This is a genomic window from Streptomyces sp. NPDC053673 (genome assembly GCF_055585225.1).
The window spans coordinates 106578-127185 of the sequence record NZ_JBVJKN010000011.1; the positions used below are offsets into that span (position 1 = coordinate 106578).

Here is a 20608-nt window from a genome sequence, read left to right on the forward strand (position 1 = left end):
GCGGCTTCGATGGGCTGCTGCCGTTCCGGTCGAGGATGGCTCCGGGTGTCCGATCTTGTAAGAGCGGGAATCGGTCAGGCCATGCGCTTCATCTCGATGGCGAGGGCTCCGAGGGCTTCCTTCTCCGGGCCGTAGATGGTGCGGATGTTGGCGAGTTGCTGGTTGCGGGTGGCGGTCGGGTTGACGTTGGACGGGCCCTCGCCGTCGAGGAGGGCCTCGAAGTCGGGGTATTCGGTGACGCGGAGGACCTGGACGTCGCAGGTCTCGTCGGTGTCCTTGATGCGGAAGCGGATGGTGTCGCCGGCGGCGAGGTTCGCGAGGTGCGGGTACTTGACCCGCACCTCGATGGTCTTGATGCCCGCAGCGACGAGCTCGAAGTACTGGCGGTAGAGGTTGAGCTCGCGGACGCGGGCGGTGCGGTCGGTCATCGGAAGGGAACGCTCCTGGGGGACGGTGCGGTGATCATGCGGCCGATCTCGGCGGCCGAGTACGAGCGGAAGAAGTGGCGGGGGTCGGAGAGCAGGGTCTCGGTCATGGCGAGCAGCCGGTCGGCGTACTCGCTGACGGTGCCGGGCCACTGCCGGGTGTCGAGCATCCAGGGGGCGGCGCCCTCGGGCAAGGGGGCACGGCCTTCTCGTATGAGGGATTTCGACAGCTTGGCGCCGGGGTCGGTGACGACCTGGGGGCAGAACAGGCGGGCCGGGAGCTGGGCCCGGGTGAGGCCCACGGCCTGGAGGGCCTCGTCGACGAGGTGGGAGCCGAAGACCCAGTCGCCGCCCTTGACCATGACGTGCAGGGTGCCCTGGGGGCTGGTCAGGGCGAGTTCCTTGACCAGGTTGCGGTAGAGGGTGGCCAGGTCGAGGTAGCCGCCGGCGGTGGGCGTGATGGTGGTCTCGTACGGGCCGTGGTGGAGGCAGATGGCGGAGACTTTCGCCGATTCGGGGTCGATGAGGTGGACCCGGGTGCGCTCGGCGTGCTTCTCCGCCCAGCCGCAGTCGGGGTGTGGGCAGGGGACGCGGAGGTGTGGGGTGCCGGTGGAGGGGGCGAGCCACCAGCGGGCGGCGTCGATGCGGGGGAGGAGGCGGAGCCAGGTGCGGCGGTAGTGCTCGCCGGCCTGCTGCTGGGTGTACGTCTCGATGCGGTGAGGGATGCCCAGGCGCCTGGACAGGGCAGTGAAGAGGGGCTGGTAGAGGGCGGTGACGAGGTCGTGCAGGGTCTGCTCGCCGAGGGCCTGGGCGTAGGCGCGCTGGTAGCGGTTGCCGCTGGCCGGGGCGGTGGCGAGCTCGTACGGGGCGTTGTCGAGGGCGCTGAAGAGCACCTCGGTGGGGAGACCGAAGCGGTCGCGCAGGCGGGCGGCCATGGCGAAGGCCAGGGACTGCACAAGCGAGGTGCCGATGTGCGGGGCGCCGTTGATCTGGGTGCCGACGACCAGCACGATCCGCTCGGGCGGGGTAGCCAGGATGCGCGGGGTCAGGACGTCCTCGGCGTGGTGGAGGGCGTTGGCGAGAACGGTGTTCGGCGAGACGGGGTGTGTGGTCACGAGGTGTCTCCCTGGGGGCCGGTGGTGTGGGGCGGCATGGGCGCGGCCCCGCTGTTGGCGCGGTCGAATGCGGCCCAGACGCACTTTCCGGGGCCCATCCGCTCCTGCACGCCCCAGCTGTCAGCGGTCGCGGCGACGATCAGCAGACCGCGGCCGTCGACGGCGGATTCCTCGGGAATCCGCAGTGTCGGCCTGTTCTCGCTGCTGTCGTGGACTTCGATCCGCAGCTCCGCGTCGAGGGACTCGACCCGTACCAGGACCAGTCGGCCCACGGGCGCCCCGTGCAGCACGGCGTTGGTGACGAGCTCCGAGGTGCACAGTCGCATGTCGTCGAGGCGGCTCGTCTCACCCCATTCGGTCAGCGTGGTGGCGACGAAGTCGCGAGCGGTACGCGGCGTGGTCCGGCGGCGGGGGAGCAGCGTGGTGCGGTACCGACTCGTGCCCGGAAGGAGATCTGGGGCGGCGTCGGTCGCCTCGTTGGTGAGTCTGCTTGCCATGGTCAACAGCAAAGCGACTTAACTCATTTGGGTCGGGAGCCAGCACGGGGGCCAAGACGGGGGCCACTATGGGGGCCAGAGGTCACGTGTTCCTGGGGGACGGCATGGGCGACACCGGGATCGGCGCCTTGCTCGTCCGGCTGCGTACCGCGCGCGGCTGGAGCCAGCAGAGGGTTGCCGACGAGTACAACGCCCTGGAGGGGCGTTCTGCGAAGACCGGCAAGGAGATCGGGCGGTACGAGCGCGAAGCGCGAGTTCCCGTTCCCTACGCCCGGAAGCACCTCGCGCAGGTCTTCGGTGTCGATTGCGCCGTCCTCGACCAAGCCGTTGCCATCAGCAAGGGGCAGCGGGACGGCACCGACGCCGCCGAGGTCGAGATCGCACCGCCGGTGCTGCCGCCCGAAGACACTCACGTCCGTGGAGACTCGCTTGCTGAGGACGCGGTGCGGTCGGCCGAGTTCGCCCGCTTCATCGCGCAGCGCAACGCCGACGAGTTCGTCGTCGAGCAACTGGAGGCCGACGTCGGCCGGCTCGCCCGTACGTATGTCAGCCACCCGCTGATGGAGCAATACGTCGAGATCAAGCGGTTACGGGACGGGGTGTTCGAGCTGCTGCGCGGGCGCCAGCATCCCCGGCAGACCACCGACCTCTACCTCTCCGCCTCTCGCCTTTGTGGCCTGTCCGCACACGTCTGCCTCGACCTCGGTGACTACGACTCCGCCGCCACCCACGCCCGCACCGCACGGGCCTGTGCCGAGGCGGCGGGGCACGAGGGGATGCTGGCCTGGGTACGGGCCGTGGAGTCGTTGATCGCGTACTGGACAGGGCGGTACGAGCAGGCGGCCCGGCTGGCGCAGGCCGGCCGTCGGCACAGGGCGAGCGGCAGCATCGGTGCACGGCTGGCGAGTCTGGAGGCGCGGGCGTTGGCGATAGTCGGCGACACGACAGGTGCGCTCGCTGCCCTGTCGGATGCCGAACGATCGCGCGAGGCGATCTCGGGTGGGGACGAGGTGCTGGGAGTCTTCGACTTCCCCGCGGCCAAGCAGTTCGCGTACGCCGGAACGACCCTCTTGGCCGTGGGCGGGCAGGACCACGTCCAGCGGGCCATCGTCAGCGCGGAGACGGCGATTCGTCTCTATCGCAGCGCGGACGGAGATGATCAGTCGGTCGGTGACCTGTTCGCCGCGCACCTCGATCTCGCCCGCGGGCACATGCTCCTGGGCGACCTGGATGGCACGGAGGAGATGCTCGGCTTCGTGCTCCAGTCCTCGCCGGAGCGCATGTCGGCCAGTATCGTGCGCCGGCTCACCGTTCTCGGGCGGGAGCTGGAAGGGCCGCAGTACGGTGGAGCCGCGCAGGCAGTGCACCTGCGTGACCGGCTCCAGCACACGGTCGTCCGTGCATCCCTGCCCGCCGCCCACCCACCGGAGTTGCCGACGTGACCGACCTGTCCGCCGCCCACGACGCTGCTGTCACCGACCGGACCCGCCTGGCGGGCAGCGCCTACAACGGAGACCGGGACCTGGCCGCCCGGCAGTCGCTCTACCAGTGGCAGACGCCCCGGTACGACCTGCCCGGCCTCGTCGCCGAGCGGCTGGGCGACGTACGCGGGCGCGTTGTCGACATCGGCTGCGGCAACGGCAAGTTCATCCAACGGCTCCGTCAGGACCGCCCGGACCTGTCCCTGCTCGGCCTCGACATCGCTCCCGGCATCCTTGCCGGCGTCCCTGGCCCGGTTGCCGTGGCGGACGCCACGCGGCTTCCGCTGGCGGCGGGCAGCGTCGACGCCGCTCTCGCGCTCCACATGCTGTACCACGTGCCCGACATTCCCCAGGCTGTCAGGGAGCTGGCCCGGGTCGTCGCCCGCAGCGGGCTGGTGGTCGCCTCCACCAACAGCGACCGCGACAAGGCCGAACTCGACGACCTCTGGCAGCGGGCCGCCGGCGATGTCCTCGGCATCGACCGAGGCCCGGCCCGGATCTCGCTCAGTGCCCGCTTCTCTCTGGAGAAGGCCCCGACCTTCCTCGGTGAGGAGTTCAGCCGCGTGGAGGTCGTCGAGCTGCCAGGGACCATCACCGTCCCCGTCCCCGACCCCGTCATCGCACACATGGCTTCGTATCGAGCCTGGGCGGATCAGCACGATGTCCCGTTCGACGCGACGATCGAACGGGCACGCATCCTCGTCGCCGACCACATCGCCCGCCACGGCGCGTACGCGATCACATGCCTGGGAGGCATCCTCGTCTGCAGCCGGTGACGGGGCGATTCGCTACAGCTCGTCGGTCACACTGCCGTCGGGGTGGTGGCGGCCCGTCGGCGAGGTCGTCACCGACGCGCTCCTCGCGCATCTCGCCACACGTCCGTCCAGGGAGTGGCTGTTCACCATGGAGGAGGGCGAGCCGCTCAACTACCGGCGGTGGAAGACCGAGTGGAATGGGGTTCGAAAAGCGCTCCAGGCGGCCGAGAACGAGGTCGCCGGGCGCGAGGGTCGCAAGCCCGTCGAGCTGCCGCACATGGTGACCCACGACCTGCGGCACTTCTACGCCTCCGCGCTCATCGCCGGCGGTGCGAGCGTCAAGCAGGTCCAGTTGGTCCTCGGTCACGCGTCCGCCGTCATCACGCTGCGGATCTGCGCCCACCTGCGGCCGGGCAAAGAAGACCGCACCCGGACCGCCATGGACGCCGTTCTCGGCGGCCTGCGGACCGGGTGCGGACAGGAAGACCAGGCGACCAAAGAAATCGCAGGTCAAGCGGCATGATCGAAGATCAGGCCTTCTTGGTCTCCCAGAAGATGCGGTCGATCTCGGCAATGAGCTCCAGCGCCTTCTCGCCCGTCTTCGGGTCCTTCGACGCCTTCGCGGCAGACAGCGCCTTCAGGGTCTCGTTGACCAGCTCGTGCAGCTGCGGGTACTTCTCGAAGTGCGGGGGCTTGAAGTAGTCGCTCCACAGCACCGACACGTGGTGCTTGGCGAGCTCCGCGCGCTGTTCCTTGATGACCGTGGCGCGGGCCTGGAAGTGCGGGTCGTCGTTCGCGGCCATCTTCTCCTGGACGGCCTTGACCGACTCGGCCTCGATGCGGGCCTGGGCCGGGTCGTACACGCCGCAGGGGAGGTCGCAGTGGGCGCTGACCTTCACCTTGGGGGCAAACAGGCGGGAGAGCATTGAGCTGTCCTTCCTCGTGATCGTCTTCTCAGGTGGGACATTACTCCGTGAGAGACGTGTTTTCGCGAGTGCCCCCTTGGGCTTAGGACAAAAGTCCGGGGTGAGTACGGGACCGGTGGCGGAACATACCGTGGGACCGGGAGGTGGCCGATGACGGAGCAGGTGCGGGAGCCGAGAGTGACCTTCGGGATCGCGGAGGTGACCGGGCCCTCCATGTATCCGACGCTGGCGCACGGGGATCGGCTCCTGGTGCACTACGGGGCCGTGCTGCGCACGGGGGACGTGGCGGTGATGCGGCATCCGCTGCAGCAGAACCTGTTGATCGTGAAGCGGCTGTCGGAGCGGCGCGAGGGCGGCTGGTGGGTGCTGGGGGACAACCCGTACGCGGAGGGGGACAGCCGGGTGTTCGGCACCGTGCCCGGGGAGCTGGTGCTGGGGCGGGTGCGGGCCCGGTACCGGCCGCGCCCGCGCGGTCAGCGGTCGGTGCGCGAGGTGCTGGGCTGGGCGGCGTCCGCGGTGTCGCCCGTGCTGTCGGACCGCTCGCTCTCCAGGCGTTTGCGGGCGCGGTAGGCGGCGACGTTGGCGCGGGTGGCGCAGCGGTCGGAGCAGTAGCGGCGCGAGCGGTTGGTGGACGTGTCGAGGTAGGCGTTGCGGCAGGGTGCGGCCTGGCACAGGCCGAGCCGGTCGACGCCGAACTCGGTGAGGTGGAAGGCGAGCCCCATCGCGGCGATCGCCGCGTATCCGGCGGTCGCGTTGGAAGGGTGGTCGGCGAGGTGCATGTGCCAGCGCGGCCGGCCCTCGTCGTCGAGGTAGTCGTGGCCCGAGATCTGCGGGCTGACCGGGAACTCGAGCAGCAGTGAGTTGAGCAGGTCGACGGCCTGGGTCTGGTCGCCGGAGTCCGCTGCGGTGAAGACCGCGCGGAGCCTGGCCCGTACCGAACGGAACCGGGTGACGTCCGCGTCCGTGGCGCGGCGGGCGGCCTGGGAGGACGGGCCGAAGAGCTCGCGGACCGCCTCGACCGACGTGAGCGTGTCCTTGTTGCGAGCCGGCTCCTCGGTGTTGACGAGGCGTACGGCGTAGTCCGAGTAATAGGCCAGTTCCACTTGTAGTCCTTACGGATGGAGTCTAGTGTCGGCGGTGGGTGAGGTAATAGATGCCTGTAGTTCGAGGGTATTACGAAGCGGAGGGATTCCCATGACGGAGACGGCGACCGGAACCGACTGGCAGGCCTGGCAGGAGAGCTGGGACCGCCAGCAGGAGTGGTACATGCCCGATCGCGAGGAGCGGTTCCGGGTGATGCTGGACATGGTCGAGGCCGTCGTCGGTCCCGAGCCGAGGGTCCTGGACCTCGCGTGCGGTACGGGAAGTATCACGGACCGGCTGCTCAAGCGGTTCCCGAAAGCCGTGAGCGTCGGCGTGGATCTCGATCCCGCCCTGCTGACCATCGCCGAGGGGTACTTCGCGGGCGACGAGCGCGTCACCTTCGTCACCGCCGATCTCAAGGACCCCGAGTGGACCGCGGTCCTGCCGCACGGCTCGTACGACGCCGTCCTCACCGCCACCGCCCTGCACTGGCTGCACAGCGAGCCGCTCGCCACCCTCTACGGGCAGGTCGCCGGGCTCGTCGTCGACGGCGGCGTCTTCATGAACGCCGACCACATGAAGGACGACACGACTCCTCGCATCAACGCCGCCGAGCGCGCCCACCGCCACGCGGGAATGGACCGGACCAGGGACGCCGGGGCGCTCGACTGGGCCGACTGGTGGGCGCTGGCCGCCCAGGACCCGGTTCTCGCCGCCCCCACCGCCCGCCGCTTCGAGATCTACGGCGAGCACGCCGACGGCGACGCCCCCTCCCTCGAGTGGCACGCCCGCACCCTGCGCGCCGCCGGCTTCGCCGAGGCCCGCGCGGTCTGGGCGTCCCCGTCCGACTCCCTCGTCCTCGCGCTCAAGTAGCCGCAGGCGGGCGAGCAGGCGGAAGGCGGGCGGTCGAGCACGCGGAAGGGCGGGTACGGGACGCATCGCGCCCGTACCCGCCCTTTGCGGTCGGTCCGCTACAGCACCTTGGAGAGGAATGCCTTGGTGCGGTCGTGCTGGGGGTTGGTGAGCACGTCGCGGGGGTTGCCGGACTCGACGACGACGCCGCCGTCCATGAAGACCAGCGAATCGCCGACCTCGCGGGCGAAGCCCATTTCGTGGGTGACGACGATCATGGTCATGCCGTCCTCGGCGAGGCCGCGCATGACGTCGAGGACGTCACCGACGAGCTCGGGGTCGAGGGCGGAGGTGGGCTCGTCGAAGAGCATCAGCTTCGGCTCCATCGCCAGGGCGCGGGCGATGGCGACGCGCTGCTGCTGGCCGCCGGAGAGCTGGGAGGGGTAGTTGCCGGCCTTGTCGCCGAGGCCGACGCGGTCCAGCAGGCGGGCGGCCCGTTCCCGGGCCACGGCCTTGGTCTCGCCCTTGACCTGGACCGGGGCCTCCATGACGTTCTCCATGGCGGTCATGTGGGGGAACAGGTTGAAGCGCTGGAAGACCATGCCGATGTCGCGGCGCTTGAGGGCGACCTCGCTGTCCTTGAGCTCGTAGAGCTTGTCGCCCTTCTGGCGGTAGCCGACGAGCTCGCCGTCGACGGACAGCCGGCCGGCGTTGATCTTCTCCAGGTGGTTGATGCACCGCAGGAAGGTCGACTTGCCCGAGCCGGAGGGGCCGATGAGGCAGAACACCTCGCGGGGGGCGACTTCCAGGTCGATGCCCTTGAGGACTTCGATGTGGCCGAAGGACTTGTGGACGCCCTCCGCCTTGACCATGGCGGTCATGCCGTCACTCCCTTCGGGCGGCGCACCGAGAACACGGTGGCCTTGATCTTCTGAAGCGGGGTGGGCGGCAGGCTGCGGCTGGAGCCGCGGGCGTAGTAGCGCTCCAGGTAGTACTGGCCCACACTGAGGACCGAGGTCATGATCAGGTACCAGGCGGCGGCCAGGAAGAGCATCTCGACGGGTGCGCCGGAGGTCTGGCCGATGTCCTGGGCCTGGCGCAGCAGCTCGGAGTACTGGACCACCGACACCAGCGAGGTGGTCTTGAGCATGTTGATGACCTCGTTGCCCGTGGGGGGCACGATGACGCGCATGGCCTGGGGGATGACGACGCGGCGCAGGGTTTTGCCGTGGCTCATGCCCAGGGCGTGGGAGGCCTCGGTCTGGCCCTCGTCGACGGAGAGCAGGCCGGCCCGGCAGATCTCGGCCATGTAGGCGGCCTCGTTGAGGCCGAGGCCGAGCAGCGCCGTGAGGAACGGGGTCATGAAGTCGGACCATTCGTCCTTGTAGAACGGTCCGAGGTTGATGAACTCGAAGACCAGGCCGAGGTTGAACCAGACGATGAGCTGGACCAGGACCGGGGTGCCGCGGAAGAACCAGATGTAGAACCAGGCGATGGAGGAGGTCACCGGGTTCTTCGACAGGCGCATGACGGCGAGCAGGATGCCGCCGACGATGCCGATCGCCATCGACAGCACCGTGAGCAGCAGGGTGTTGCCGACGCCGTCGAGGATGCGCGGGTCGAAGAAGTAGTCGGGGATCGCCCCCCAGTTGATCTTGCCCTGGGAGAAGGCGTAGACGATCGCGGCGAACAGTGCGATCGCGACGACGGCTGAGACGTACCGGCCGTAGTGCCGGACCGGAATGGCCTGGATGGCCTCAGGGCCCGCCGACGGCGGTGGCGGTGTGTCTTCCGCGTCCGTCTTCTTGATGTCAGTCACGTGGAGCCTTTCAGTGCTTCAGTGCCGAGTCAGATTCCCGACCGGATCAGGAACCGCCGTTGATCTTGGCCTCGGTCACCGCGCCGTCCGCGACGCCCCACTTGGCGATGATCTTCTGGTACTCGCCGTTCTTGATGATCGCGTCCAGCGCGGCCTGGAGCGCGTCGCGCAGCTGGGTGTTGGACTTGGCCACCGCGATGCCGTACGGGGCCGCCTCGACCTGCTCGCCGACGATCTGGAAGTCGTTGCCGCCGCCCGAGGTCTTCACGGCGTACGCCGCGACCGGGAAGTCCGAGGAACCGGCGTCCGCGCCGCCGGCCCGCAGGCGGGTCTGGGCCTGCTGGTCGTTGTCGAAGGCCTCGATCGTGATCTTGCCCTTCTTGGCCTTCACGCACTTGGTGCTCTCGGCCTTGGCAAGGTCCTCGGAGACCGTGCCGCGCTGCACGACGATCTTCTTGCCGCACAGGTCGGCCCAGGTCTTGATGCCCTTGTCGGCGCCCTTCTTGGTGTAGATCGAGACACCGGCGGTGAAGTAGTCGACGAAGTCGACGCCCTCGCCGACCTTCTTGCCGGTCTCGGAGTCCACACCTTCCTGGCGGTCCTTGGTGTCGGTCATGGCCGACATCGCCATGTCGTACCGCTTGGAGCGCAGACCGGTGATCAGGGTGTCGAACGTGCCGTTCTCGAACTCGAACTTCACGCCGAGCTGCTTGCCGAGCGCGTCCGCGAGGTCCGGGTCGATGCCCACGACCTTGCCGGAGCCGTCCTTGAACTCCACCGGCGGGTACGCGATGTCCGAGCCGACCTTGACGACACCCTTGTCACGGATCGACTGCGGCAGCTTGTCCGCCAGCGGAGCGGCCGACGTGGCGGCCCCCTGCTCCTTGCCGCTGTTCGCGGTCTGGTCGCCGCAGGCGGTCAGCAGCATGGAGCCGGCGACCGCGATCGCGCCGGCCGCGACAAGGCGGGACATACGGGTCCGCGCGGCGGTGGAGCGGCGGATGGTGCTTGCGGTCATGGTCGGGTTCCTCCGGCGAGTGTGGGAGTTGCCTGGGTCGGGCACGCAGCAGCGAGTGTCGCGACCTTGTGTGATTACGGCATCTTGCCATTCGGACCCGCATATTCAGGGGGCTCCGCATGTCAAAATCGGATAACGGGTGACCCCCGAACTACGACAGGCCGGTACATCAGGACCAGGCCATGCCGCACCATCTGCGGCTTTACCTTCTTCCGGCCGGAAGATCTTCGGTCTGTCTCGGCATGTGGACAGGATTCATGGTGCGTTTCACCGCCCGTTCCTGACTTGTCAGCATATGCCGCTATGAGTCGTGTCACCGAGCGTTCACTGAGCGACCAATGGACTCGTCAGCGGTTCCGTCCGTCCGGTATGAAGGATCCTTACACCCCTCATCCGGGGCTCAGGGCGCGTTGTGCGGCGCGCCCGCGCGTACGTACCTCCCCCTGACGGGCGGGCCAACCGCCTAGTACAGGGAACGTGCGCGGTGCCCGCCCACCCCTCCTCAACCAGGAGCGGCCACCCTCAACTGATGAAGACTTAAGGGGTCAAACCAAATGGCAGCGGAGATCGTCAATCCTCGCAGCGACAGCGGTACGGAGAGTGCTCCCGGGGATTCCGGTGAGCCCTTCGATCCGGCCTTCGCGCTGCACCGCGGCGGCAAGATGGCCGTCCAGGCCACTGTGCCGGTGCGGAACAAGGACGACCTGTCCCTCGCGTACACCCCGGGCGTCGCCAAGGTGTGCACCGCGATCGCCGAGCAGCCGGAACTCGTCCACGACTACACCTGGAAATCGCAGGTCGTGGCCGTTGTGACGGACGGCACGGCTGTGCTCGGCCTCGGTGACATCGGCCCGGAAGCCTCGCTCCCCGTGATGGAGGGCAAGGCGATTCTGTTCAAGCAGTTCGGCGGCGTGGACGCGGTGCCGATCGCGCTCGCGACCACGGACGCCGACGAGATCGTGGAGACCGTCGTCCGGCTCGCCCCGTCTTTCGGCGGGGTGAACCTGGAGGACATCTCGGCGCCGCGGTGCTTCGAGATCGAGCGCAAGCTCCAGGAGCGGCTCGACATCCCGGTCTTCCACGACGACCAGCACGGTACGGCGATCGTCACTCTCGCGGCCCTGCGCAACGCGGCGAAGCTGACCGGCCGGGGTCTGGGCGACCTGCGCGCCGTCATCTCGGGAGCCGGCGCGGCGGGTGTCGCCATCGCGAAGTTCCTGCTGGAGGCCGGGATCGGCGATGTCGCGGTCGCCGACCGCAAGGGCATCGTCAGCCGGGACCGCGAGGACCTCACGCCGGTGAAGCGCGAGCTCGCCGAGATCACGAACCGCGCGGGTCTCTCCGGCTCGCTGGAGGCCGCGCTGGCCGGAGCGGACGTCTTCATCGGCGTCTCCGGCGGTACGGTGCCGGAGCCGGCGGTCGCCTCGATGGCGAAGGACGCGTTCGTCTTCGCCATGGCCAACCCGAACCCGGAGGTCCACCCGGACGTGGCGCACAAGTACGCCGCGGTCGTGGCCACGGGCCGGAGCGACTTCCCGAACCAGATCAACAACGTGCTCGCCTTCCCGGGCATCTTCGCGGGGGCCCTCCAGGTCCGCGCGTCCCGGATCACGGAGGGCATGAAGATCGCGGCGGCGAACGCGCTGGCGGACGTGGTGGGCGACGAGCTCGCCGCGGACTACGTGATCCCGTCGCCGTTCGACGAGCGGGTCGCCCCCGCGGTCACCGCGGCCGTCGCCGCGGCGGCCCGTGCGGAGGGCGTCGCCCGCCGCTGATGTTCTCTCCGGGGGCCGACGTCCCCGGACCTCCACGGTCCCGGCCGCCCTGTGGCGCCCGGGACCGTGGCGTTTGCGGGGAGCCGCCGGGGCCGAAGAGGGTGTGCGTCACACTCGTGCGCGGTTCCGCCGCGCACCGGTCCGCCCTATCGTCAAGGTCATGTTCGCTGCCTACGCCGCCCGCATCGACCGTGACCAGCCGCTGAGCGGCCTCGAACTGGGGGAACGCCCCGCTCCTGAGGCACCGCCCGGCTGGACGGTCGTCAACGTCAGGGCCGCCTCGCTCAACCATCACGATCTGTGGTCGCTGCGCGGCGTCGGTCTGTCCGAGGACAAGCTCCCCATGATCCTCGGCTGCGACGCCGCCGGCGTCGACGCGGACGGCAACGAGGTGGTGCTCCACTCGGTCATCGGCCAGACCGGTCATGGCGTGGGCCCGCGTGAGCCCCGCTCCATCCTCACCGAGCACTACCAGGGAACGTTCGCCGAGCAGGTCGCCGTGCCCGTGTGGAACGTCCTGCCCAAGCCGAAGGAGCTCTCCTTCGAGGAGGCCGCCTGCCTCCCCACCGCCTGGCTGACGGCGTACCGCATGCTCTTCACCAACGCCGGAGTGCGGCCCGGGGACTCGGTCCTCGTGCAGGGCGCGGGCGGCGGTGTCGCGACCGCCGCGATCGTTCTGGGCAAGGCGGCGGGACTGCGGATGTACGCGACCAGCCGCGACGAGGCCAAGCGGAAGCGGGCGGTCGAGCTCGGCGCGGTCGACGCCTTCGAGCCGGGCGCGAGGCTGCCGCAGCGCGTGGACGCCGTCATGGAGACGGTCGGAGCGGCCACCTGGTCGCATTCGGTCAAGTCGCTGCGCCCGGGCGGCACGCTGGTGATCTCCGGCGCGACGAGCGGCGACCGGCCCTCGCACGCCGAGCTGACCCGGATCTTCTTCCTGGAGCTGAAGGTCGTCGGCTCGACGATGGGCACGAAGGACGAGCTGGAGGATCTGCTCGCCTTCTGCGCGGCGACCGGGGTGCGCCCGGTGATCGACGAGGTGCTGCCGCTGGACCGGGCGCGGGAGGGCTTCGAGAAGATGGCGTCCGGTGAGCTGTTCGGGAAGGTTGTCCTGACGAACTCTTGATGGTTCGTCAGATGTCTTGATGGGATCTCCGGCACTGCCGTCGCACCGTGCCGGAGGTCGCCATGCACCGCCTTCTTGCGTTTGCCGCCTGCTCCGTCGTCCTGGCCGCGGGGACACCGCCCGCCCATGCGGACGGCCTGGCGCCGGGCATACCCCGGCTGACCGACGACCGCGAAGCCGGGAGCGCGGGTGACGGTGACGGTCGGCCGGGGGTGACGGTGACGGCGGGCGGGCCGTGCGCACAACTGCTGTCGCTGCACGGTCCCGCCCCGGGTCCGGTCGCCGGGAACCGGTCAGCTCCCGACGCGCAGCAGCGCGGTGATGTGCGCTGCCGCCGTGGAGAGATGGCGACGGGCCTCGCCCAGCTGGGCCGGCGTCACGCCGTGGTCGCGGGCCGCGTCGCGGATGTCGTCGCGGAAGCGGTCGAGGAGGCGCTCCAGATCGCGGGCGGGGTCGCCCGTGTCGGGGGTGTCCTTCCCCCAGTCGGGGTTCGCGCCGGACGGGTCCGGCTTGACGTACGGGGGCCACGCCGTGCCGCGGGCCATACCGCCCAGCTGGGAGGTCAGTTCGGCGAGTCCTTCCCGCAGGCCGGTCGGCCAGTCGCCCCGCACGAAGTGCCCCTGAACCTGGTCCTGGACCTGACGGGCGATCCGCTGGATCTCCTCCCGCGCCTGCTCCTGTGCCTCCTTGGCCTGGCGGCGCGCGGTCTTCGCGTCCTCGCGCGCCCGGCGGGACTCGTCCTTCGCCCGGCGGGCCTGCTCCTTCCACTCCTCCCTCGCGCGCCGCAGCTCCTCCTTCGCGGCCCGCCACGCCTCCTTGTCGCCGAAGTCGCCGACATCGCCGAAGTCACCCAAGGGCGACTGCCCCTTGCCGGTGTGCCCCGTGCTGTGCCGGTTCTCCGTCGCCGCGGCCCGCATCTCGCTGCGCAGCTTCCCCGCCGCGCCCCGCACGTCGTCGCGGATCTCCGCGGCGAGTTCGGAGACGGACTCGCGGATCTCCAGTTCGAGGTCGGCCAGCTCCCCGCTGCGGCCGGCCAGTTCCTCGCGGCCGGCGTCGGTGATCGAGTACACCTTGCGGCCGCCCTCGGTGGCGTGCGTGACCAGGCCCTCGGCCTCCAGCTTGGCCAGTCGCGGATAGACGGTGCCGGCGGACGGTGCGTACAGCCCCTGGAAGCGCTCCTCCAGCAGCCGGATCACCTCGTAGCCGTGGCGCGGGGCCTCGTCGAGGAGCTTCAGCAGATACAGGCGGAGGCGGCCGTGGGCGAAGACGGGCGGCATGTCAGAGCACCTTCCCTGTCTTGTCGGACGAGCCGTTCGAGCGGTTCGGGTCGTTCAAGCCGTCCGGGTCGTTCAAGCCGGCCGGGGCATACGGGCCGTCCGGGCCGTGCATGTCGTACGGATCGTCCGTCTGCGGCGGGCGTCGAAGCAGGGCGATGGCCCCGGAGACGGTCGTGGCCTTGAGCGTGCCTTTGCCGGACCCGAGCGTGCCGGTGATCTTCTTGGCGCCCCACTGTCCGCTGACCCGCAGGTCCTCGAACGCGTTGGAGACGGCCCCGCTCGTGGTGCTGGCCTCGACGTGCGCGTCCGCGGGGTGCGGCAGCCGGATCGCGACCTCGCCGGAGACGCTGGTGACCCGGATGTCCGTGGGCGTCCCGTCGACGTCGATGACCATGTCGCCGCTGAGGGAGTCCGCCCGTACGGACGAGCCCGCGCCCTCGATCACGGTCAGATCGCCGGAGACGGAGCTGAAGCGCAGATCGCCGGTGACCGACTGCGCCTCCAGGCTGCCGGAGACCGTCTCCGCACGGACCGTGCCGGACAGCCCGACGAGCGTGGTGTCGCCCCTGATTCCGCGTACGTCCGTGCGCCCCCGGATGCCGGAGACGACGGCCCCGGCGCCGACGACGCCGACCTCCACGCTCGCCGCGGCGGGGACGGCGAGGGACACCACGGCGTTGTGGTGCCAGCCCTTGCGGTCGAGCAGCTTGAGGAAGCCCTTCCAGGGCAGGTCCTCGTAGGCGACGGAGAGCGTGGAGCCGTTGCGCGTCACAATCAGCGGCGGGCCGTCCAGCTGGGTGACCTCGAGGCGCGTGGAACTCTCGTCGGTGCCCACGACGTTCACCGTTCCATTGACGATGCGCACATTGAGGGCCGTGACGGGCTCGTCGAAGGTGAGCTTCTTCGGCTCGGCGACTTCCCACGTCGAGTCTGGCATGGTGCGACCTCCTCGGGCCTGGACGCAACATATCGCGTCTCATGGCAACACGATATATCGCGGATGGGGGAAGTCAAGAGTGATCGTGGAGTCCTCGGGTCCGTCCGGTGGATCAAACGGTGCGAACCCTCGCGGCAAAGGGGGACAAAGTGGCCTAGTGCCCCTCCCGGCAAGCTTTGCCCTGTCGCGCCGTCCGGCACGCACCCTCGCTGCGTTGGCCAAAAGCCCTGGTAGCTCCGCTACAAGGACTTCCGGCCGCCTTGCGATGCTTCCCCTCGGCCCTGCGGGCCTGGGGAGACCCCATGCACCGGACGACGCTCCTCGACGGGCAAACATTGCCGGTCGCGGCACTAGCGTGTGGGGCATGAACGCGACATCCGCGGGCGCCCTGCTGCTCTGCCGGGCCGAGTCGGCCGCCGTGCGGCCCTCGGCCCCTCTGCTGCGTGAGCGGCTCCTGCTGGCTGCCGCCGGCGACGGCTGGAGCGTGCTCGTCCCTGAGGGCACGCCCTGGCTGAGCGGCGCGGAACCGGTCGAGCGGGTCCTCTCCGGATGGGCCGCGGCGCTCGCGGTCGGCACGAACTGGCCCGTGCTGGCCCTGTGGTGGGACGCGAACCGGGCCGGCTTCACCCTTGCCGCGGGCTTCCGCCGCACCGTCGGCTACGTCTGGCTCGCGGACGGCACCCCGGTCGGTGAGGACGAGGCCATGCGCACGTTCGCGGCCCGGCTCGGGCTCGACCCGGTCCTGGACATCCAGGAACTGGAGCCGCTCACCCGTCCCGACCGCGATGCGGACGGCCGCGCCCGGCTCCGGGGGCTCGTCGCCGTACTGTCCCGCACCGGCCTCAGCCTGCCCGCGGGCCTCGCCCCCGGCGAGCCGGCCGACCGTCTCCGTGCCGCCGCCAGGCCCCTCGCGGAGACCGAGCAGGCCGAGGAGGAGGAAGCGCACGGCCTGCGCGATGCCGTACGGGGCGGAACTCGACGCCGCCCGGCGCCTTCCGGGGCCCGGGTACTGGCCGCTGCTCAGATCGCCGCCGGCCTGCCGCTGACCGCGTGGGGGCTGGCCCGCCGCAGCGCGGGCTGGACCACGGCCGGCGCCATTCTGCTGGTCCACGGCCTGCTCGGCCTGGCCAGGGCCCGCGCCTGACGCGCGGCCCGGCGAGGGCGCGGCCGGCAGACCCCGGCCGTCGTGGACGGAACGAGGACAACCGTGCCGGACAGCCCTCGGGTGGTCGTGGACGGAGCGAGCACACCCCGTGCCGGACAACCTTCGGGCGGTCGTGGACGGAGCGACAACACCTGTCAGGACGGCCGCCCGGTCGGCCCCTCGGGTCGCCGTGGTCGCGAGCCCCTTGCCCGTCCTCCACCCGCCCTCTACTCGTCCCTCTACTCGTCCTCGTCCTCGTCGTCGAGCCGCGCCAGCCAGGTGGCCAGCCGCTCGACCGGAACCTCGAAGTCGGGGTTGAGATCGACGAACGTACGCAGCTGTTCGGCGAGCCACTCGAAAGTGACCTCCTCCTCGCCGCGCCGCTTCTCCAGTTCCTCGATGCCACGGTCGGTGAAGTACATGGGAACAAGCGTAGGACGTGGCAGGCGGGTCTCTCCCACATCCCCCTGTGCACGGCCGCCCCGGACCCCGAGAGGCCGCGGGTCCCGGGGGCCAAGATCCCCGCGTGCCCTTCCGGCGGCCCGTTCAGAACCGGTCCGCCCCGCCCGGCGTCCTGCTCCGTGTACCTCCCATCGGCTCCGTACGGGGGCTAATCTGCGGGGAGTTGGGGGAACGGGGGTTGCCATGGGTGACAGTGAGGCCCGCATCACGCGCATCGTGCTGCCGGACGGCACACCGGTCTGGGCGCGGATCTCCGGCGCCGAGGAGCTGGAGCGCCCCGGTGCGCCGGCGGGGCTGTCGTACAGCGATGTCGGATTCGCCGAGCAGGTGCAGGCCAGGGTCGAGAGCCTGCAGGGCGTCGTGACCGGTGTCGCGCGTTCGCTCGCCGAGCCCCTGCGGGCCGTGCGGCCGGACGAGGTCAGCGTCGAGTTCGGCATCGAGCTCACGGCCAAGGCGGGCAAGGTCGTCGGGCTGCTCGCGGACGGCGAGGCGAAGGGCGCCATCAAGGTCACGCTCACTTGGAACGGCGGCCCGCCACTCGACACACCGCCCCCACCGCCCGCGCCCCCCGTGCCCGCCCAGGCCGCCGCCCCGCCCATGCCTGCCGCCCCGCCACCGGGCGCATCCCCCGGCGCGGCGGCGCACCCGGACGGGGCAGCCCCGTCCGACGGCGGCGGATCATGACGGACGGGTCGGCGCGGGGCGCAGGGGGCGTCCCCGACCACACACGCCGTGCGCTGCTGAACCTCGTGATGGCCGCGACCGTACGAATCCATGGGAACCAGCCGGGGTATGCCCCTGACGGATCCGGCGGCGGCTTCCTGGGGAGCGGCTTCTTCATCGCCCCGAGCTGGGTCCTCACATGTGCGCATGTGGCGATGCGGGGGGAGGGGCGCGCGGTGGACGTGGTCTTCGAGACCGGACCCGGCAGCGGCGAGACCACCGTCGCCGGCACGGTGGTCGCCGCCCTGCCCGAGACCCCGGGCAGCCGGCCGGCGTACGGCCCGCCCGCCGGCTGGCCCCCGCCCGACCTCGCGCTCATCCGGCTGCTGCGGCCCGTCGAGCACGCCTGTGTGTACGTCACCGAGCGCCCGACGGCCCTGCTCGAAGGCGGCACGGTCCACTACGCGGGCTGGACCGTCGTGGACGGAGAGCCCAAGCGGCTCACCGGGCGGTGCGAGGTCATGGGGACCTACGGCGGCTGGGCCGACGCCGACGAACAGATCCGGCTCGACGGGGACTGGCTGGTTCCCGGCGTCTCCGGCTCGCCGGTCGTCGATCTCGCACGCGGCGAGGTCGTCGGCGTACTCAAGTCACGTACCGACGGCGGCCAGGGCGGCACCTCCATCGGGGTCGAACGGCTGCGCTCCCTGCCCGTGCCCACCGCAGCGGTCGCATCCGAGTCGGACGACACCTATCAGGCCGTCTTCCACGCCCATGACCGCTACCACGCCGACCGGCACACCAGCCCCGTCGGCACCGACCACACCTGGGCCGACGCACAGAGCGAACTACGCGCGGGCGCCGGCCGCGCGCTCAATCCGCGGCAGCGCATCGACCTGCTCGGACGGCTCGCCGAGTTCCCGCCCCCGGTCAGCACCCGCAGCCTCCTCGACCAGCTCGAGCGGCTCCCGGGCAGCCATCCGCGCGACCACCGTCCCGCGCCGCGCGGCTGGCGCGACGGGCTCGGCGCGCTGTACGACGCCCGGGGCGGGGACAGCGCGCTTGAGCTGGTCCTGCGCTACTGCATGAGCGTCATCGCCGCCGACCGGCCCTATGCCACGCCGTCCACCATCACCGCGGAGAAGTCCCTGTGGGAGTGGGTGAAGCGGATCGCCGAGGAACGCCTCTCCCGGGAGTTCCGCAACGAGCTCACTCTGCTCTGGCACACCGGCCGCCACCGCCCGGACCACGAACACCGGCGCGCGCCGCTGTCCCTGCACGATCTGGTCCGGCGCGCGGACGAACGCCCCTTCGTGCTGCTGGAGCTGGAGCCGCGCGGCTGGGAACGGGACCGCTACGACTGGCGCATCGGCGTCTCACGCCACACCGGGGACGTCCTGCCGGTCGCCGAGGACAGCCACGGCACCGCCCTCGAAGTGCTCCCCGCGCGGATCGCCGCGCCGCTGACCGAGGCGTTCCGGCGGTGCGACGAGCCGGACAGCCCCGCCGTCCTCCAGGTCGCCGTGGTCCGGGCGCTGCTCGGCCTCGATGTCGACAGGTGGCACGTACCGCCGGACGGGCCGCCGCTCGGGGTGGCGCGCCCCGTGGTCGTCCGCTGCTCCGACCTCCCGCCCCCGCTGACGGACGACGAGGCGGCGGAGCGCCTCGCGCGCTGGAACCGTACGCGGAACGCTCTGACGCGGTCCGCGGTCGTCGACTGCGAGGACGGACTGCGGGTACCCGTACCGGAGGCGGCGGAGCTGCGTTCGCTGGCGCACGGGACGGTGCCCGTGCTCTGCCGGTACGGCGCCGGGCCGGAGCCGGACGACGCCGCAGGGCTGGTGCGGGTGCTCGACGGCGGCTTCGGAGTCGCCCTGTGGCGGCGCGCCAACGGCAGGCCGGCCACGGTCTGCACGGAGTTCCACCGACGGTCGGCCGACACCGTCGCCGAGGCGGGGACCGCCGACCAACTGCCGCGGAAGGTGCATGAACTGAGACGGGGGGTGCATGCGGGCCGTACGGAGACGTACTGGTCGGACGGGGTCGCGCTGTTCTACGACGATCCGCACCATCCGCTGCCCGGCTCCGGCCAGTTCCTGGAGGCCCCGTGAACCGCGCGGCCGGCCATCCCCTTACGGGGGGTACAACGGATCGCTACCGTAAGGCACGTTCGGCTGCTGCCCCCTGCGGACGAGTGACGACGAGGAAGACGCTATGAGCGAACCAAGCGAGTGGCTCATCTACCGAGGGGCCGGCGAACCTCACGAGGGCATCGAGCACCTGCCGCCACCGCCGCCCTGGCGGGACTTCGCGGGCCGCCACGTGGTCGGCGCGGACGGCGAGCCGGGCGAGCACACGGACGGCTCGGCCGACCGCAGGCTCGGCGGCTACCGGCACGTGGCCGAACTGCACCGGCCGGGCGCCGAGGAGCTCGAAATGATCAACGCTGCGCTCTATCTGCGGCGTCCGCTGCTCGTCACCGGAAGCCCCGGCGCGGGCAAGAGCACCCTGGCCCACTCCGTCGCCCATGAGCTGGGCCTCGGCAGGGTGCTGCGCTGGCCCATCGTCAGCCGGTCCACTCTCCAGGACGGGCTGTACCACTACGACGCGATCGCCAGACTTCAGGACGTCCAGATCGCCGCGCACAGCGTTGCGCGGGAGCCCGGGTCCGGACCGGCCGACGACATCGGCAGCTACATCCGGCTGGGCCCGCTGGGCACCGCTCTGCTGCCCGCGGACCGGCCGCGCGTCCTGCTCATCGACGAGCTGGACAAGAGCGACATCGACCTGCCGAACGACCTCCTCAATGTGCTGGAGGAGGGCGAGTTCGGCATCCCCGAGCTGGAGCGGATCGCCGACCGGCTGCCGGACGGCCGCGCCGAGGTCCTCACCGACGACGGCACCAAGGCGACCGTGACCGGCGGCCGGGTGCAGTGCCGGGCCTTCCCGTTCGTCGTCCTCACCAGCAACGGTGAGCGCGACTTCCCGGCGCCGCTGATGCGCCGCTGCATCCACCTGGAGCTGGGCCGCCCCGACCATCAGCGGCTCGCCACCTTCGTACGCGCCCACCTCGGCGACGAGGCGGCACGCTCCGGCGAGGATCTCATCGCCCACTTCCTGGAGCGCTCGCGCAGTGAACTCCTCGCCACCGACCAGCTGTTGAACGCCATCTATCTCACCGACGCCGCCGCACCGGCCGGCCGCGACCGCCTGGCCGACCTGCTCATCCAGCGACTCGACCGGCCGAGGTGAT

The 20608-nt window shown here is 70.7% G+C and carries 21 protein-coding genes and 1 pseudogene; 11 read left to right on the plus strand and 11 right to left on the minus strand.

Annotation, left to right across the window (positions count from 1 at the left end; translation table 11 throughout):
* Window positions 1–74 precede the first annotated feature (74 nt).
* The 3 genes from ACZ6ZQ_RS18235 to ACZ6ZQ_RS18245 are packed head-to-tail and all read right to left on the minus strand — an operon-like array spanning window position 75 to window position 2037.
* Window positions 75–428: an ASCH domain-containing protein gene (locus ACZ6ZQ_RS18235; RefSeq protein ID WP_469769507.1), complete on the minus strand. Its 354-nt coding sequence runs from the start codon at window positions 426–428 to the stop codon at window positions 75–77.
* On the minus strand, window positions 425–1540 hold the full coding sequence (locus ACZ6ZQ_RS18240; protein ID WP_469769508.1) for a hypothetical protein: 1116 nt from the start codon (window positions 1538–1540) through the stop codon (window positions 425–427). The genes ACZ6ZQ_RS18235 and ACZ6ZQ_RS18240 overlap by 4 nt, the downstream gene beginning before the upstream one ends.
* Window positions 1537–2037, minus strand: a complete 501-nt coding sequence (locus ACZ6ZQ_RS18245) for an ATP-binding protein (RefSeq protein ID WP_469769509.1) — start codon at window positions 2035–2037, stop codon at window positions 1537–1539. Before ACZ6ZQ_RS18245 ends, ACZ6ZQ_RS18240 begins: the two co-directional genes overlap by 4 nt.
* 68 nt (window positions 2038–2105) lie before the next feature.
* Here ACZ6ZQ_RS18245 and ACZ6ZQ_RS18250 point away from each other — a divergent pair, with 68 nt between their 5' ends.
* The 3 genes and pseudogenes from ACZ6ZQ_RS18250 to ACZ6ZQ_RS18260 all read left to right on the plus strand — a co-directional run.
* Window positions 2106–3479 (plus strand): helix-turn-helix domain-containing protein, encoded by a 1374-nt coding sequence (locus ACZ6ZQ_RS18250; RefSeq protein WP_469769510.1) that lies wholly within the window; start codon window positions 2106–2108, stop codon window positions 3477–3479.
* On the plus strand, window positions 3476–4294 hold the full coding sequence (locus ACZ6ZQ_RS18255; RefSeq protein ID WP_469769511.1) for a class I SAM-dependent methyltransferase: 819 nt from the start codon (window positions 3476–3478) through the stop codon (window positions 4292–4294). Before ACZ6ZQ_RS18250 ends, ACZ6ZQ_RS18255 begins: the two co-directional genes overlap by 4 nt.
* A 52-nt stretch (window positions 4295–4346) precedes the next feature.
* Window positions 4347–4796, plus strand: a pseudogene (locus tag ACZ6ZQ_RS18260) (tyrosine-type recombinase/integrase); the annotation flags it as partial.
* Window positions 4797–4803: 7 nt separating this feature from the next.
* Here the strand turns inward: ACZ6ZQ_RS18260 and sodN are convergent.
* Window positions 4804–5199: a superoxide dismutase, Ni gene (sodN, locus tag ACZ6ZQ_RS18265; protein ID WP_385420911.1), complete on the minus strand. Its 396-nt coding sequence runs from the start codon at window positions 5197–5199 to the stop codon at window positions 4804–4806.
* A gap of 150 nt (window positions 5200–5349) precedes the next feature.
* On the opposite strand from sodN, the gene sodX reads away from it, so the two are divergent.
* Window positions 5350–5769, plus strand: a complete 420-nt coding sequence (sodX, locus tag ACZ6ZQ_RS18270) for a nickel-type superoxide dismutase maturation protease (RefSeq protein WP_469769512.1) — start codon at window positions 5350–5352, stop codon at window positions 5767–5769.
* Here sodX and ACZ6ZQ_RS18275 read toward each other — a convergent pair.
* Window positions 5673–6302: a CGNR zinc finger domain-containing protein gene (locus tag ACZ6ZQ_RS18275; protein WP_469769513.1), complete on the minus strand. Its 630-nt coding sequence runs from the start codon at window positions 6300–6302 to the stop codon at window positions 5673–5675. The genes sodX and ACZ6ZQ_RS18275 overlap by 97 nt on opposite strands.
* A 91-nt stretch (window positions 6303–6393) precedes the next feature.
* Between ACZ6ZQ_RS18275 and ACZ6ZQ_RS18280 the strand changes: the two genes are divergently transcribed.
* The gene (locus ACZ6ZQ_RS18280; protein ID WP_469769514.1) at window positions 6394–7155 is read left to right on the plus strand and encodes a class I SAM-dependent methyltransferase; all 762 of its coding nucleotides are present in this window, start codon (window positions 6394–6396) and stop codon (window positions 7153–7155) included.
* Window positions 7156–7253: 98 nt separating this feature from the next.
* Here ACZ6ZQ_RS18280 and ACZ6ZQ_RS18285 read toward each other — a convergent pair whose 3' ends face one another.
* Genes ACZ6ZQ_RS18285 through ACZ6ZQ_RS18295 form a run of 3 tightly spaced genes read right to left on the minus strand, consistent with a single transcriptional unit; the run spans window position 7254 to window position 9971 of the window.
* Window positions 7254–8015, minus strand: coding sequence for an amino acid ABC transporter ATP-binding protein (locus tag ACZ6ZQ_RS18285; protein WP_469769515.1), 762 nt, complete (start codon window positions 8013–8015; stop codon window positions 7254–7256).
* A complete protein-coding gene (locus ACZ6ZQ_RS18290; protein ID WP_469769516.1) occupies window positions 8012–8953 on the minus strand; it encodes an amino acid ABC transporter permease in 942 nt (313 codons plus the stop codon). Before ACZ6ZQ_RS18290 ends, ACZ6ZQ_RS18285 begins: the two co-directional genes overlap by 4 nt.
* A 46-nt stretch (window positions 8954–8999) precedes the next feature.
* A complete protein-coding gene (locus ACZ6ZQ_RS18295; RefSeq protein WP_469769517.1) occupies window positions 9000–9971 on the minus strand; it encodes an ABC transporter substrate-binding protein in 972 nt (323 codons plus the stop codon).
* Window positions 9972–10525: 554 nt separating this feature from the next.
* On the opposite strand from ACZ6ZQ_RS18295, the gene ACZ6ZQ_RS18300 reads away from it, so the two are divergent.
* Window positions 10526–11746, plus strand: coding sequence for an NAD(P)-dependent malic enzyme (locus ACZ6ZQ_RS18300; protein WP_469769518.1), 1221 nt, complete (start codon window positions 10526–10528; stop codon window positions 11744–11746).
* 160 nt (window positions 11747–11906) lie between these two features.
* The gene (locus tag ACZ6ZQ_RS18305) at window positions 11907–12872 is read left to right on the plus strand and encodes a zinc-binding dehydrogenase (protein WP_469769519.1); all 966 of its coding nucleotides are present in this window, start codon (window positions 11907–11909) and stop codon (window positions 12870–12872) included.
* 293 nt (window positions 12873–13165) lie between these two features.
* On the opposite strand, the gene ACZ6ZQ_RS18310 is transcribed toward ACZ6ZQ_RS18305, so the two are convergent.
* Complete coding sequence (locus tag ACZ6ZQ_RS18310; protein ID WP_469769520.1) at window positions 13166–14149, minus strand: helix-turn-helix transcriptional regulator; 984 nt, start codon at window positions 14147–14149, stop codon at window positions 13166–13168.
* Between the two features lies 1 nt (window position 14150).
* A complete protein-coding gene (locus tag ACZ6ZQ_RS18315; protein ID WP_469769521.1) occupies window positions 14151–15086 on the minus strand; it encodes a DUF4097 family beta strand repeat-containing protein in 936 nt (311 codons plus the stop codon).
* Window positions 15087–15450: 364 nt separating this feature from the next.
* Here ACZ6ZQ_RS18315 and ACZ6ZQ_RS18320 point away from each other — a divergent pair, with 364 nt between their 5' ends.
* A complete protein-coding gene (locus tag ACZ6ZQ_RS18320; protein ID WP_469769522.1) occupies window positions 15451–16230 on the plus strand; it encodes a hypothetical protein in 780 nt (259 codons plus the stop codon).
* Window positions 16231–16469: 239 nt separating this feature from the next.
* Here the strand turns inward: ACZ6ZQ_RS18320 and ACZ6ZQ_RS18325 are convergent, their stop codons facing one another.
* Entirely contained in the window at window positions 16470–16652 is a 183-nt protein-coding gene (locus tag ACZ6ZQ_RS18325; protein ID WP_003961784.1) for a DUF6104 family protein, read from the minus strand.
* A 223-nt stretch (window positions 16653–16875) separates the two neighbouring features.
* Here ACZ6ZQ_RS18325 and ACZ6ZQ_RS18330 point away from each other — a divergent pair, with 223 nt between their 5' ends.
* The 3 genes from ACZ6ZQ_RS18330 (at window position 16876) to ACZ6ZQ_RS18340 (ending at window position 20607) form a co-directional block, all read left to right on the plus strand.
* Window positions 16876–17376: a CU044_2847 family protein gene (locus ACZ6ZQ_RS18330; RefSeq protein WP_469769523.1), complete on the plus strand. Its 501-nt coding sequence runs from the start codon at window positions 16876–16878 to the stop codon at window positions 17374–17376.
* On the plus strand, window positions 17373–19466 hold the full coding sequence (locus tag ACZ6ZQ_RS18335; protein ID WP_469769524.1) for a VMAP-C domain-containing protein: 2094 nt from the start codon (window positions 17373–17375) through the stop codon (window positions 19464–19466). Before ACZ6ZQ_RS18330 ends, ACZ6ZQ_RS18335 begins: the two co-directional genes overlap by 4 nt.
* 103 nt (window positions 19467–19569) lie before the next feature.
* Window positions 19570–20607, plus strand: coding sequence for an AAA family ATPase (locus ACZ6ZQ_RS18340; RefSeq protein WP_469769525.1), 1038 nt, complete (start codon window positions 19570–19572; stop codon window positions 20605–20607).
* The last annotated feature ends 1 nt before the right edge of the window (window position 20608 follow it).

What these genes read in the sequence shown, in the direction of transcription:
- ACZ6ZQ_RS18235 (WP_469769507.1), bottom strand. Translation starts at nt 428, where the DNA reads ATGACCGACCGCACCGCCCGCGTCCGCGAGCTCAACCTCTACCGCCAG.
- ACZ6ZQ_RS18245 (WP_469769509.1), bottom strand. Translation starts at nt 2,037, where the DNA reads ATGGCAAGCAGACTCACCAACGAGGCGACCGACGCCGCCCCAGATCTC.
- ACZ6ZQ_RS18250 (WP_469769510.1), top strand. Translation starts at nt 2,106, where the DNA reads ATGGGGGCCAGAGGTCACGTGTTCCTGGGGGACGGCATGGGCGACACC.
- sodN (WP_385420911.1), bottom strand. Translation starts at nt 5,199, where the DNA reads ATGCTCTCCCGCCTGTTTGCCCCCAAGGTGAAGGTCAGCGCCCACTGC.
- sodX (WP_469769512.1), top strand. Translation starts at nt 5,350, where the DNA reads ATGACGGAGCAGGTGCGGGAGCCGAGAGTGACCTTCGGGATCGCGGAG.
- ACZ6ZQ_RS18280 (WP_469769514.1), top strand. Translation starts at nt 6,394, where the DNA reads ATGACGGAGACGGCGACCGGAACCGACTGGCAGGCCTGGCAGGAGAGC.
- ACZ6ZQ_RS18285 (WP_469769515.1), bottom strand. Translation starts at nt 8,015, where the DNA reads ATGACCGCCATGGTCAAGGCGGAGGGCGTCCACAAGTCCTTCGGCCAC.
- ACZ6ZQ_RS18295 (WP_469769517.1), bottom strand. Translation starts at nt 9,971, where the DNA reads ATGACCGCAAGCACCATCCGCCGCTCCACCGCCGCGCGGACCCGTATG.
- ACZ6ZQ_RS18300 (WP_469769518.1), top strand. Translation starts at nt 10,526, where the DNA reads ATGGCAGCGGAGATCGTCAATCCTCGCAGCGACAGCGGTACGGAGAGT.
- ACZ6ZQ_RS18305 (WP_469769519.1), top strand. Translation starts at nt 11,907, where the DNA reads ATGTTCGCTGCCTACGCCGCCCGCATCGACCGTGACCAGCCGCTGAGC.
- ACZ6ZQ_RS18310 (WP_469769520.1), bottom strand. Translation starts at nt 14,149, where the DNA reads ATGCCGCCCGTCTTCGCCCACGGCCGCCTCCGCCTGTATCTGCTGAAG.
- ACZ6ZQ_RS18315 (WP_469769521.1), bottom strand. Translation starts at nt 15,086, where the DNA reads ATGCCAGACTCGACGTGGGAAGTCGCCGAGCCGAAGAAGCTCACCTTC.
- ACZ6ZQ_RS18320 (WP_469769522.1), top strand. Translation starts at nt 15,451, where the DNA reads ATGAACGCGACATCCGCGGGCGCCCTGCTGCTCTGCCGGGCCGAGTCG.
- ACZ6ZQ_RS18325 (WP_003961784.1), bottom strand. Translation starts at nt 16,652, where the DNA reads ATGTACTTCACCGACCGTGGCATCGAGGAACTGGAGAAGCGGCGCGGC.
- ACZ6ZQ_RS18330 (WP_469769523.1), top strand. Translation starts at nt 16,876, where the DNA reads ATGGGTGACAGTGAGGCCCGCATCACGCGCATCGTGCTGCCGGACGGC.
- ACZ6ZQ_RS18335 (WP_469769524.1), top strand. Translation starts at nt 17,373, where the DNA reads ATGACGGACGGGTCGGCGCGGGGCGCAGGGGGCGTCCCCGACCACACA.
- ACZ6ZQ_RS18340 (WP_469769525.1), top strand. Translation starts at nt 19,570, where the DNA reads ATGAGCGAACCAAGCGAGTGGCTCATCTACCGAGGGGCCGGCGAACCT.